Here is a 12,643-nt window from a genome sequence, read left to right as displayed (position 1 = left end):
CAAGGGCTCTGAACATTATGTTCGGGGCCTTTTTGAATGAAAAAAATAAGCCTTGGCAGGCTTATTAATAGTCAGTATTTTCGTAATCATAATCACCAGAGTCATAGGAGTTATTGTCACTATTATTATCATCATATCCATATTGATTGTTTGGCGAACCATCTTTGTTTAGTATTCCTCGATCCATTTGAGATTCAGTTTGTTGCTCACCGAATGTCTCCATATAATCAGGTGTGCTCTTCAGAGCTTCGTAAGCAGACATTCCGTAATGTTGAGATTTGTACAAAGCAGGTGATACGCCATACTTGTTTACGAATCCAGTGAGAGTGTTCTCGTCGTATGATATTCCGTTGTTAGAAGATGAAGCTTGTTGGTTGGTATTAGATTGTTGCTGTTGCGTGTTAGTTTGATCTGTTTGTGTGGCTTGCTGATTCTGATCAGCAGTTTGTTGTTGATTTTGGTTATCTGCTTGTGCTTTTTCTTTTTTATTACTGTCAGTTTTCTTTTTGGCCACTTTCTTTTTTGATTTTTTACTAGATGTTTTCTTCTTAACGGCAGTTGTTGCTTCTTTGTTAGATTTATTGCTATTGTTTGCATTATTGGAACAAGAAACAAGCGTTAAACTTATGGCAATCAATAGTCCCCAGCTAATGATTTTTTTCATGATTTATTCCCCCAAAATAAGTTATATTGTGACTTCATACTATCATTGTTAATAAATTCACACAATTGGAAAACGTGTTTCAAACCACATCAGGTATAAATTATTTTTTGTTTTTATAAATCAAATCACGAAAAAAAGGCAGGTAAAATTTTACCTGTCTTTAATATTTTATTCGATTATTTAATTTTTAGACGGAGGGATACTGTATTCAAAGTTTTCGAATCCGACCACGTATTTATAATTGACCATTCTTTTGATTGAAACAATACATGAAATTTTCTTGCTAGGTCTATTCTTGGTAATAACTACAGGGTAGATTACTGTCAAATTGAAACTCCTCGCTTATTCATTTTTTATTATTTCAATGTTACAAGTTTATTTTAACTTACTTTTATAAATGTTTGGAATAATATGAACTGGAATATTTGGAATATTGTTTGCTTCCAATTTTAAACGTTTTGCTTTTGATATAATTATGTTTATTAGGAAGTGATCGTGTGGATGATATCATTCAATCTATAAAGTCAAATTTGGATCTTACTGATAATCGACCAATGAGAATATTAATATATGAGGCTTTGAGAAAAACAATTATTCTTGGTGACATTCCGAGTGGAGAAAGAATAGTCGAAAATAAACTCTCTGAAAAATTAAATGTATCTAGAACTCCGATAAGATATGCCTTCAAACGTCTTGCTAAAGAAGGATTAGTAACACATAAATCCGGTGTGGGAGTTTATATTAACGGTATACATATTCGAGATGCATATGAAATATTTGATATACGTAAGGAATTAGATGCACTTGCAACTAGAAAAGCAATGATCAATATGGATTCTTTACAATATAAAGAAATGGAAGATTTATTACATGATACTAAAATATTGAATGAAGATGGAAAAGTTAGAGAAGTAATTAACAACTTTTCGCTGTTCGACAAGCTTATTTATGATGCTAGTGAGATGCCTAGATTAAAAATGATTGATCTGCAATTACAAGAGTATTTAGTTTATTTTCGAGATGTTAATTTATCTTCCAAGGATAGGCGTGATAATGCAATAGTTGAGCATCGAAACATTTATAAAGGGATGGTAGATAAAAACGCTGATGAGGTTAACAAACTCGTTGCTAAACATTTGGATTGTTCATTAAAGTTTGTTTTGAAAGAAATGAAATTAAGAAATATATCATAAATTAATATCTGGAGACGACACAATTAGTGCCGTCTTTTTTTTTATTGTGATGGTTATACGTTTTGTCGGTCTTCAAAACAATATTGTGAATTATACATACAAGTGCATCTTTTTTCACATCCTTATTCAAACTAAATTAAGCAAAAATCACTGTAGATACAAGAAATATGAGCAAACAGGGGCGCTTTGATTTAAATAAATATTTTTGTTCACAAGTTATCAATCTCAACAAAAAGAACAATTTAAGAACAAGCAAATGCATAAAAATCGGAAAATTGGGTGCTATACTCTGAGCAATGAAAGTCATGAGCGTATAACGGCTGATGAACGATGGTGTGCACGTCATGTTTGTTACAGTTTTAACAACGCCGCTCAGATTGTAATAAGGGAGAGATAAGGATGGCAACAAACGATAATGTACAAATGCTAAATGGTGTGAATTATCTTGATTTGAATAAAATTACAAATGAAGCTGGAGTGGATATTGAAACTTTTCCATATACAATTCGGGTATTACTAGAGAATGTAGCTCGCCATGCTAATGGTGGTATCAATGATCCAAATGTTCAACGTGTGTTACATTGGCGTGAAAATATTGGTCAATCAATAGCCTTTTATCCTGCTAGAATAATTCTCCAAGACTATACCGGAGTTCCTTGTGTTGTTGATCTCGCTTCGATGCGTGAGGCTGCAAAGAAAATGAATATTGATCCTGAAAGTGTAAACCCTGAAATTCCTGTTGACTTAGTTGTTGACCATTCAGTGCAAGTTGACAAAGCAGGTAATCCTTACGCTATGGCATATAACATAAAACGTGAATATGAACGTAATTCAGAACGTTATAAGTTATTGAAATGGGCTCAAAAATCATTTGATAATTTTAAGGCGATACCACCAGATACAGGTATTATTCACCAAATAAATATTGAACATATTTCACCAGTTGTGCAGAATGATGAAAAAAAGAATGTTTTTTATCCTGACACAGTATTTGGTACTGATTCTCACACGACCATGATCAACGGACTAGGTGTGTTAGGTTGGGGTGTTGGTGGACTAGAAGCTGAGGCATGTATGCTTGGCGAGCCATCAATATTCTCAGTGCCTGAGGTGATTGGTGTTCGTTTGACTGGGAAACTGCCATCAGGTGTTGTAGCAACGGACTTGGCACTAACCATAACTAACTTATTGCGTCAACATGATGTGGTTGGTAAATTTGTTGAATATTTTGGACCCGGATATCAAAACTTGGGTGTCGCTGACAGAGCTACACTAGGCAACATGTCACCTGAATATGGTTCAACATGTGGTTTCTCACCTTTTGATGAAGAGTCAGTTAAGTATTTGAAGTTGACAGGCAGAAGTGAAGATATTATCAAGCGTGCCATTGATTATAACAAATTAAATTCTTTATTCTATAAATCAGAAAATGCTGATGAAATTAAATATACAAAAGTTATTGATTTTGATTTATCTACAGTTTCAACTAGTCTTGCTGGACCAAAGAGACCACAAGATATCATTGGACTTGGTGAAATGAGCAAATCATTTGATGAAGAAGTGACAGCACCACTTGGAAATCATGGATTTGGTATGAAATCAGATGACTTAAAGGCTGAAGCCGAAATCGAATTAAATGGTAAAAAAGAAGTATTGCGTACTGGTGATATTATGATTGCCGCATTAACAAGTTGTACCAATACTTCAAATCCAACCGTATTGATTGGTGCAGGCTTGCTTGCAAAGAGAGCGGTTGAACATGGATTAACTATTTCTCCAAAAGTTAAAACATCATTTGCTCCTGGTTCACAGGCCGTAACTAAATATCTTACTGCTACAGGACTGATGCCATATCTTGAGAAGCTTGGATTTAATATTATTGCTTATGGCTGCACGACATGTATTGGTAATTCTGGCCCACTTCCTGATTCAATCGAGGCTTCACTTAAGAAGACTGGTATGGCAACAGCCGCCATATTAAGCGGTAATAGAAACTTTGAAAGCAGAATTCATCCATTGATCAAAGGAAACTATTTGGCATCGCCGATTCTGGTTATTGCATATGCGTTGGCTGGCAATATGCGTGTTAACTTACAAACACAACCATTGGGAATTGGAACTGATGGTAAACCGGTCTATCTAAAAGACATCTGGCCAACAACTGAAGAAATTGATACATATTCCAAAAAATATATTGTTTCTGATACTTATCGTGAAGCATACAAAGATATTTTTGATGGTCGTGAAGAATGGAACAACTTGGATGTGAATGAATCAGAGACATATGATTGGGACCCAAAGTCAACATATATAGCTAATCCACCATATTTCGATGAACAAGTAGCTGGGGATATGAAGAGACCCGAATTATCTAATTTGTCAGTTTTGGCTAAAGTAGCAGATTCAGTAACCACTGATCACATTTCGCCTGCGGGAATGATTCAAATTGATTCACCCGCCGGTAAATATCTTGAAGCACACAATATATCTGTCAGAGAGTTTAACTCATACGGATCAAGACGTGGTAATCATCATGTAATGGTGCGTGGTACCTTAGCCAATACGCAGCTTCATAATCAGTTGTCTAATGGTAAACAAGGCGGATATACAAATTACTTACCTGATAATAAAGTGATGACTATTTATGAAGCATGTAAGAAGTACAAAGAAAACAATACTGGATTAATTATTTTAGCTGGTAAGGATTACGGTATGGGATCATCACGTGATTGGGCTGCTAAAGGTGTCAAACTGTTAGGTGTTAGAGCGGTTATTGCAGAATCATTTGAGAGAATTCACCGTTCCAATCTTGCTATGATGGGCGTTGTTCCATTGCAATACAAAGATGGGGAGAATGCTGAGACATTTAAGTTAGATGGTACTGAAAAGTATGATATTGAATTACCAGATGAATTGAAACCAGATCAAGATATTACGGTTGATATCCATTATACAGACGGACACACCGAAAAAGTATTAACCACTTTACGTTTGGATTCTGATGCGGAAATTAGTTATCTAGGTGTAGGCGGAATTTTGAACAAAGTTCTTGAAGAAAAGAAATAGATTTTTTAAATTATTATAAAAACTGATGCGCTATCACGTCAGTTTTTTCTTAAGGCAATTATGCAAACGATGACATAAATATATTAATTCAAAAGGGGAAAGATCATGTTAAAAACGGTAATCTTTGCATTGCTACCAATTATCGTCACAATCTTACTTGGTATGTGGGCTGCACATCACGGTGATTTTGATGAAAAAGATAGTAACAAATTAATTAAATTAATCATGAACTATGCATTGCCAATGAATGTATTCGCTGGAATTTGGGGTACTCCTCGTAAAATCATTGTTGAGGATATTCCACTTGCACTTTGGCTATTAGGAAGTATGTTCATCTGTTACATCGTTTTAAGTTTTGTTCAAACTAAAATAATGAAAACATCTACAAATGTGGCGACACTTCGTGCTTTGTCAGTTGCAGATCCATCCGTCCCATTTATTGGTTCCGCTGTTTTGCCATTAATCTTTGGTGAGAATTTAAGTGCTATCAATATTGGTATTTCTAGTTTGATCATCAATGTTGTATTGTTACCATTTGTCTTTGCTGCATTGGTATCTGGTGATGGTAATGCTAAGCAAGATATAACTATTGGCGCACGTTTAATGAATTCGCTGAAAAAACCATTGGTTCTTTCAGCCTTACTAGGATTTGTTTTAGCTCTCTTAGGTCTTCAAATGCCAACTGAACTTGAAAGTACATTTACTGTTTTAGGTAAATCATCAGGTGGTGTTGCGATGTTTGCTACAGGTATTATTCTCTTTAGTAAGAAGATTCACTTCAACAAGACTATTGCTATCAGTGTTCTTGGGAAGAACGTTTTGTTCCCAGCAATTGTTTGGGGATTAATGGTTATTGCTGGTATGCCTTTATCACTTCAACGTATTGTTATTATTACATTGGCAATCCCAACGGCTACAATGCCAACTAATCTTGCCATTCAATATCAAGTTGATGAATCAGAAATGGCATCTATTCAATTATGGAGCACGGTTCTATCATTTGTCACCTTGAGTTCAGTAATGCTCATGCTTGGTTAAAAATATTATTAAAATGGAAGGTGGTGACGAATTTATTCAAAATAACAAATTCTCATCCATATCAGATTGGTACAACTAGCCAATATTGAGTGAGAACTAACCAAAACTTTTTACAACTATTAAACTATTCAAAAAGACCCAGGTAAAAATAGAAATATTTTACCTGGGTCTTTTCGTCTTAATTATGTTTAACAACACCCTGAAGATCATTCATCAGTGCAGTGTATTTTTGTTGATATTCACGGAATTCACACGTCCGACAAGGACTATTATTATTCTCTACCTGCAAATGACGCTTGATTATTTTTTCGGATAGCTGTTCATTATCAGAGCTCAATGCCTGCTTGAACTGATTATCAGATTTCACTAGGCTAGGGGTTAATTGCTTCCTATAGTCGGTCGGCGTCATGCCGAAGTGCTTCCTAAAGCTCTGATTGAATACTTTCAAGTCATGAAATCCAACTTGGTAGGCAATTGAAGAAATATTATCGGTACTTCTAGTCAATTCTCGAATGGCTTGTTGCAGTCGACATCGCATGACATATTCAGAATAGGTGATACCAAGTTGTGATTTGAGTAACTTAGATAGGTAGGTCGATGAATAATTAACCTGTTTAGCCAACATCGACAGTGAAATATCTTCACTGAAGTGTTGTTCCAAATATTCAGTTAATTTTGAGATTGCCTTTTGATGTCTAGGAGTTGCCAACGTTGTGCCATAGGATTCATCAGTAATATAAAACTTATTCAGTAGATTAAGTAAATCAAAGTATGCAGCGGTCTGTGATATTTGATTATCATTGTAGGTCAAATTGGCGAGGGCTGAACGAATAGGTTCATATAGTTGGTTGACGTGTTCAGATACGGTATTCAATTGAAATTTACCAGAGGCATTGTCTAACCCGTTAATGTTTAAAGCATCTGGTCTAATGTGGATTCTAAGCATCATACTATTGGCAGCCTTAGCAAAGGTTGCATGCCCATGATTGGGATTGATCACTAGGAGGTCATTTGGTGATAGGGCAATAACCTCTCCCTCCACGTTTGCTTCAACTTCGCCGTTCAATAGCCAAAGTAGTTCAATGTCAGGATGCCAATTGTAATGATAACTTCCCACTTCATAAATTAATTCGTCATATGTAACTGTCGCTTGGTATTCTGGCATGATGATCCCTTCCTTTATAGATTAGTTTAGACATATCGTCTGTTTGCCGCAATTAATTTTTGGGATCAAATGACAAAAAAGACCTAGGGGTGTTTTTTATCACAAATATTATAAGAGCGCGTCTTAAACATTAATTTTCACGTGAAAACCTAGTGCGTAATTCTTCTGACTATGAATAATACTGACAAAATCCACCCAGTTGAGTGTGATACTTTTTGATTTTTAATGAGCTACTAACGGATAGTTTAGTTTGACATTGCCGGGTATTCTATAGTCAGAAATCAAGGAGGTAGTCAAATGTCAACACTTACTTATGAATATGAACCCAAAACGTTGTCTCCTCAGGCAACTAAATTACGTGATATGTTGGTTAGTTACATGAAGATTGTCAGTCGTCGTTTACCAGATGATGTTAGTAAAAAATTAGTGGAGTTATCAAAGATTGAGGTTGATCCATTACAGGAACTGGTATACAGCACCATGAAAGAAAATCAAATGCTCGCTGAAAAATTGAAGAGGCCTAGTTGCCAAGACACTGGTGTCGTTCAATTCTTCCTTAAAGTTGGAAGTAACTTTCCATTACTCGCTGAGTTGAATGATATTTTGACAGACACTGTCGTTCAAGTAACTAAGGAAGCACCATTACGTCACAATGCTGTTCAGACTTTTGATGAATTTAATACTGGTTTGAATATTGGTAAAGGCGTTCCTAATATTATCACTGAAATTGATGGTGACAGTGACAAGCTTGACATGTATGTCTACTTAGCCGGTGGTGGTTGTTCGTTGCCCGGTATTGCTAAAGTATTGATGCCTGGTGAAGGTTATGAAGGAATTGTTCGTTTCGTTATGGATCAGATGACTAGTTATGGTATCAATGCATGTCCACCATTATTAGTTGGAATCGGAGTTGCCAATTCGGTCGAGATGGCAGCGATGAATTCAAAACTTGCCTTAATGAGACGTGTTGATAGTGTCAGTCCTAATGCTAACGCTGCTAAGATGGAAAGATTGTTCGAAGATGGCATCAATTATATTGGCTTAGGACCTCAAGGGTTAGGTGGTAAGAAGTCAGTCATGGGTGTTAATATCGTCAATACTGCCCGTCACCCTTCAACGATCGGTGTTGGTTTAAGTTTGGGATGTTGGTCACATCGTCGTGGTCGTATTATTTTGGACAAAGATTTAAATTACGAATTACCATTAAACAAAGGAGTAGAGCTATGAGAGAATTTCATTTAAAAACCCCAATCAAAGATGAAGATATAGCCGATATTCGTATCGGAGATATTGTTTACTTGGATGGCATCATCGTAACTTGTCGTGACGTTGCACACCGTCGTGTTGTTGAAGAGAAACGTCCATTACCAGTTGATGTCAGAGGCAAGGCAATCTTGCATGCAGGACCGATTGTTCGTCAAAAAGAAGACGGCAGCTATGAAATGGTTGCTGTCGGCCCAACAACGAGCAGTCGTATGGAAAAGTTTGAAGAACAATTTGTCAAAGAAACTGGTGTTAAGTTGATTGTTGGTAAAGGTGGCATGGGTCCAGGAACGGAACGAGCATGTAAGAATTACAAAGCATTACATTTGGTATATCCAGCCGGAAATGCTGTTTACGCTGCAACTAAGGTTGAACGAATCATTGATGCACAATGGAAAGACTTAGGGATGCCAGAAACACTTTGGGTCAATCAAGTTAGAGACTTTGGTCCGCTGATTGTTTCCATAGATACTAATGGTGACAATTTGTTCGAGAAGAATAAAGTTGAATTTAATCGTCGTAAAGAAGAGAAAATCAAAGAGATCAGTAAACAAGTTAGCTTTATCAAATAGAAACCACCTTCCAAGGTGGCTTTTATTTTTCACAATTTTTGACAACGCTTTCAACAATATTTGAAATATTTGTAAAAAAATAACTAACTATTTTTAATAACTTAAAAAAAATATATATAATTTGTATTTTGTTAACAAAATCACACAAGTATATGTTATTATGTTTGTGAAAGATGATACAAGGATTTGTATTAACAGAAAGAAGGTTTCAATATGGTACGTAAGAATAAAGTTCTTCTCGTTGGAGATGGAGCAGTTGGATCATCCTTTGCTTTTTCATTATTACAAAATACTGATTTTTTAGATGAATTGGTAATTGTTGATATTAAGCAAGATAAGATTCAAGGAGATGCCTTAGATTTAGAGGATGTCACTGCTATGAGTTCACCTGTCGATGTGTATTCTGGCACATATGATGACGCAAGTGATGCTGATATTGCTGTAATTACAGCTGGTATTCCTCGTAAACCAGGTGAATCTCGCCTTGACCTTGTTGCTAAGAATGAGAAAATTCTGAAGTCAATTGTTGGTCCAATTGTTAAGAGTGGATTCAATGGAGTATTTGTTGTTTCAAGTAATCCTGTTGATATTTTAACAACGTTGACGCAAAGGTTATCAGGTTTTCCTCGAGAAAAAGTTATTGGTACAGGTACATCCCTTGATACTGCTAGATTACATGTTGTACTTTCCAAAGCTTGTCACGTACCAGTAAACCAAGTTAATGCATATGTCTTGGGAGAACATGGTGATACTTCATTCGTTAACTTTGATGAAGCATTGATCGATGGACAACCATTAAGTACTCATCTTGATTTGAGTGATGATGTCAAATCCGATATCGAAACTCAAGTACGTAAAAAGGGTGGAAAAATTATCGGTTTGAAGGGGGCAACATTCTACGGGGTAGCTCGCAGCTTATCACAAATTTGTAAAGCAATTTTAGAGAATCAAGATACTGTATTACCTGTATCAGCACCAATCGAGAATCATTATGGATTGACTGACGAACTATATATCGGAACACCAGCCATTATTAATGGCAGTGGGATTGCCGGTGTGATTGAAACAGCATTGAGCCATGAAGAACTTGGCAAGATGCAACATTCAGCAACCAAGATGCAAGAAGTATTGGACAGTTTAGCGGTTAAATAGTTTATAAAATAGTTAAAAAAAAGTAAGTTAGTTCTTGGAGATGGAAAATATGTTGGAAAAGGTTAAATTTAAGGGATTTATCTGGCCAATTGTTATCGGATTAATTATTTGGTTCACTACAGGAATTAGACCAAGCGGTGTAAGTGTTCAAGCTTGGCATATGTTGGCATTATTCGTTGGTACAATCATTGGATGTATCACACAGCCATTATCAATTGCCGGAGTTACTTTGATCGGTTTTACATTGACAGTTGGTCTTGGACTTTCAGATATGAAGACTGGACTAACAGCCTTCAGTAATTCAGCCGCTTGGTTGATTGCAATGGCATTCATGTTATCACGTGGTGTCATCAAGACAGGCTTAGGCCGTCGTATAGCGCTATATTTCGTTAGAATGTTTGGTAAACGTACTTTAGGATTAGCATATTCAATCATGGGTATCGATCTTGTTACTTCACCAGCCATTCCAAGTAACACTGCCCGTGCTGGTGGTGTTGTATATCCAATTATTGAATCACTTGCTAGAACCTTTGGTTCTAAGACAGAAGATGGTACTCAAAGAAAAATGGGTGCATATCTAGTATTTACAGAGTTCCATGCGAACCTATTGACTAGTGCATTATTCATGACAGCTATGGCTCCTAACTTAGTTACAGCTCAATTAGCTGGTAAGTTACATGTCAACCTTACATGGATGGGTTGGTTTGCAGCCGCATCTGTTCCTATTCTCATTTGTTTAGCAGTTGTTCCATTGATTATTTACAAAATGTACCCACCAGAAATCAAAGAAACACCTAATGCCAAGGATTGGGCAAATAAAGAACTTGCTACAATGGGTAAAATGAAGTTGTCAGAAAAGATTATGGGTTCAGTATTTATCTTGACTCTAATTCTTTGGATGCTATCAAGCTTTATTGGTATGGATGCTACATTCGTTGCTTTCTTAGCAATTTGTATTCTATTGATCACAGGTGTTCTATCAGTTAACGATTTAGTTACTGAAAAGGGTGCTTGGACAGTATTGATCTGGCTATCAATCTTAGTATTTATGGCTGGTAAGTTAACAGAATTTGGTTTCATTACATGGATGTCAAAGAGCATTGCTAGTGGATTACACGGTGTTAGTTGGGTTCTAATGTTAGCAATATTAGCTATCGTATTATTCTACTCACATTATCTATTTGCAAGTGCCACAGCTCATGTTTCAGCTATGTATGCACCATTCTTAGCAGTTGCTATCGGAGCTGGCGCTCCAGCTCAAATGTCAGCTATGTTACTTGCTATGGTAACAGCTGTTATGGCTTCAACAACTCACTACGCTAACGGACCTGCTTCAATTCTTGCTGGGTCAGGATACGTTAAACAAAGCGATTGGTGGAGAATGAACTTTGTTCTAGGTATTTTCTACCTATTAGTAATCGGAATTGTCGGACCATTATGGATGAAAGTTATCGGTCTTTGGTAGTTGATTTCATCAAAAAAGACGATATTGGAATCCATCCAATATCGCCTTTTTGTTTAGTTAATTTCGGTTTCAAGTCTGAGGGCAATTGCTTCGGTCATGACCATGTCGGTGAAGAATTCACCACGTAATGCGCCTAGCGCAGCTTTGTACTTAGCTTTGCTCTGTACAATAGCGAATCTGCGTGAGACGTTCAAGATATTATCCAAGGGCATCGATAACGTCTTATCGTCATCAAGATTTAAGAAGTTTCCATTGATATCATATGGGCGACCATATGCCATACCAACGATCTTATCTAGATCAACTTTTGGGAAAATCTTAGTCTTGTTATCGTGCCAAACATCGATCGAGTCGACTGAGGCAAGAGTACCAAGTCCACAGATCAATAGGTCAGCTTCTTCAGCTATGTTAAAGACACGAGTTGAAGTAGGTTCCGTCATGAAGCCATTGCGAACATCATCATTGATGATATACAGTGGTCCAGGCATCGTGTAGTAAGGAACGTCGTATTTAGAAGCGGCTTTTTGCACCATACGCATCGATCCAGATGATGACTTGTATTTCATGTTTTCACCCATGAATTGAGTGAATACTAAGTCTTCTTGTGAGCTTTTGTTGAAGTGGTCAAGCACTTCATAGACTGTTTCACCCCATGATAGACCGACCACATTACAATTTTTGATGATTGCTTGTGTTTGAACGGCTGAGAATGATGAAATCAATTCATCACGTTTGGTTGGATTGACGGGATCTTTGATAACGTACAAGTGATTGATATTGAATTTCTTCGATAGCTTGCGTTCCAGTTCAACGTTTCGTTCATAACCAGAATGAATGTTGATATCAACGATACCGGTAGTTAATGCTTCATCTAAGTACTTTAGGATCAGATAACGACTGATAGAATACTTCTTACTCATGTCGTTGATCGACATTTTGCTTAAGTAGTAGTCTTGCGCCAGGTTTCCTAATAAAATATCATGTTCTGCTTTCATTAGTATCTTCCTGTTCAGTTTTTAATTTAATTATATCATCATACCAAAGTTTTTGATATTTGAAAAAGAC

The 12,643-nt window shown here is 36.4% G+C and carries 10 protein-coding genes; 7 read left to right on the top strand and 3 right to left on the bottom strand.

The features are described 5' to 3' along the window. Positions 1-64: 64 nt before the first annotated feature. Positions 65-664: a hypothetical protein gene (locus tag EKM68_RS04865; protein ID WP_125588549.1), complete on the bottom strand. Its 600-nt coding sequence runs from the start codon at positions 662-664 to the stop codon at positions 65-67. Positions 665-1,161: 497 nt separating this feature from the next. Here EKM68_RS04865 and EKM68_RS04860 point away from each other — a divergent pair, with 497 nt between their 5' ends. The 3 genes from EKM68_RS04860 (at position 1,162) to EKM68_RS04850 (ending at position 5,961) form a co-directional block, all read left to right on the top strand. Continuing rightward, positions 1,162-1,857 (top strand): GntR family transcriptional regulator, encoded by a 696-nt coding sequence (locus EKM68_RS04860; protein WP_125588548.1) that lies wholly within the window; start codon positions 1,162-1,164, stop codon positions 1,855-1,857. A 399-nt stretch (positions 1,858-2,256) separates the two neighbouring features. Next, a complete protein-coding gene (gene acnA / locus EKM68_RS04855) occupies positions 2,257-4,923 on the top strand; it encodes an aconitate hydratase AcnA (protein WP_125588547.1) in 2,667 nt (888 codons plus the stop codon). Between the two features lie 105 nt (positions 4,924-5,028). Further along, positions 5,029-5,961 (top strand): AEC family transporter, encoded by a 933-nt coding sequence (locus EKM68_RS04850; protein ID WP_125588546.1) that lies wholly within the window; start codon positions 5,029-5,031, stop codon positions 5,959-5,961. A gap of 178 nt (positions 5,962-6,139) precedes the next feature. On the opposite strand, the gene EKM68_RS04845 is transcribed toward EKM68_RS04850, so the two are convergent. Beyond that, complete coding sequence (locus EKM68_RS04845) at positions 6,140-7,126, bottom strand: helix-turn-helix domain-containing protein (protein WP_125588545.1); 987 nt, start codon at positions 7,124-7,126, stop codon at positions 6,140-6,142. 297 nt (positions 7,127-7,423) lie between these two features. Between EKM68_RS04845 and ttdA the strand changes: the two genes are divergently transcribed. The 4 genes from ttdA (at position 7,424) to EKM68_RS04825 (ending at position 11,578) form a co-directional block, all read left to right on the top strand. Next, positions 7,424-8,353, top strand: a complete 930-nt coding sequence (ttdA, locus tag EKM68_RS04840) for a L(+)-tartrate dehydratase subunit alpha (RefSeq protein ID WP_125588544.1) — start codon at positions 7,424-7,426, stop codon at positions 8,351-8,353. Further along, positions 8,350-8,961 carry a L(+)-tartrate dehydratase subunit beta gene (gene ttdB, locus EKM68_RS04835; protein WP_263853635.1) on the top strand — a complete coding sequence of 204 codons (612 nt, stop codon included), beginning with the start codon at positions 8,350-8,352 and terminating at the stop codon, positions 8,959-8,961. The genes ttdA and ttdB overlap by 4 nt, the downstream gene beginning before the upstream one ends. A gap of 213 nt (positions 8,962-9,174) precedes the next feature. Continuing rightward, positions 9,175-10,113 (top strand): L-lactate dehydrogenase, encoded by a 939-nt coding sequence (locus EKM68_RS04830; RefSeq protein WP_125588542.1) that lies wholly within the window; start codon positions 9,175-9,177, stop codon positions 10,111-10,113. Positions 10,114-10,153: 40 nt separating this feature from the next. Beyond that, a complete protein-coding gene (locus EKM68_RS04825) occupies positions 10,154-11,578 on the top strand; it encodes a DASS family sodium-coupled anion symporter (RefSeq protein ID WP_125588541.1) in 1,425 nt (474 codons plus the stop codon). A gap of 53 nt (positions 11,579-11,631) precedes the next feature. Here the strand turns inward: EKM68_RS04825 and EKM68_RS04820 are convergent, their stop codons facing one another. After that, positions 11,632-12,573 (bottom strand): sugar-binding transcriptional regulator, encoded by a 942-nt coding sequence (locus EKM68_RS04820; RefSeq protein ID WP_125588540.1) that lies wholly within the window; start codon positions 12,571-12,573, stop codon positions 11,632-11,634. Positions 12,574-12,643: the final 70 nt, after the last annotated feature.

Origin of the sequence: Companilactobacillus jidongensis (genome assembly GCF_003946575.1) — a bacterium.
Classification (GTDB): Bacteria; Bacillota; Bacilli; order Lactobacillales; family Lactobacillaceae; genus Companilactobacillus; species Companilactobacillus jidongensis.
This window is presented reverse-complemented; position numbering and strand designations above follow the sequence as displayed.

Bases quoted from the DNA above. Each gene is read 5' to 3' on its own strand.
- EKM68_RS04865 (WP_125588549.1), bottom strand. From the start codon at position 664: ATGAAAAAAATCATTAGCTGGGGACTATTGATTGCCATAAGTTTAACG.
- acnA (WP_125588547.1), top strand. From the start codon at position 2,257: ATGGCAACAAACGATAATGTACAAATGCTAAATGGTGTGAATTATCTT.
- EKM68_RS04850 (WP_125588546.1), top strand. From the start codon at position 5,029: ATGTTAAAAACGGTAATCTTTGCATTGCTACCAATTATCGTCACAATC.
- EKM68_RS04845 (WP_125588545.1), bottom strand. From the start codon at position 7,126: ATGCCAGAATACCAAGCGACAGTTACATATGACGAATTAATTTATGAA.
- ttdA (WP_125588544.1), top strand. From the start codon at position 7,424: ATGTCAACACTTACTTATGAATATGAACCCAAAACGTTGTCTCCTCAG.
- ttdB (WP_263853635.1), top strand. From the start codon at position 8,350: ATGAGAGAATTTCATTTAAAAACCCCAATCAAAGATGAAGATATAGCC.
- EKM68_RS04830 (WP_125588542.1), top strand. From the start codon at position 9,175: ATGGTACGTAAGAATAAAGTTCTTCTCGTTGGAGATGGAGCAGTTGGA.
- EKM68_RS04825 (WP_125588541.1), top strand. From the start codon at position 10,154: ATGGAAAATATGTTGGAAAAGGTTAAATTTAAGGGATTTATCTGGCCA.
- EKM68_RS04820 (WP_125588540.1), bottom strand. From the start codon at position 12,573: ATGAAAGCAGAACATGATATTTTATTAGGAAACCTGGCGCAAGACTAC.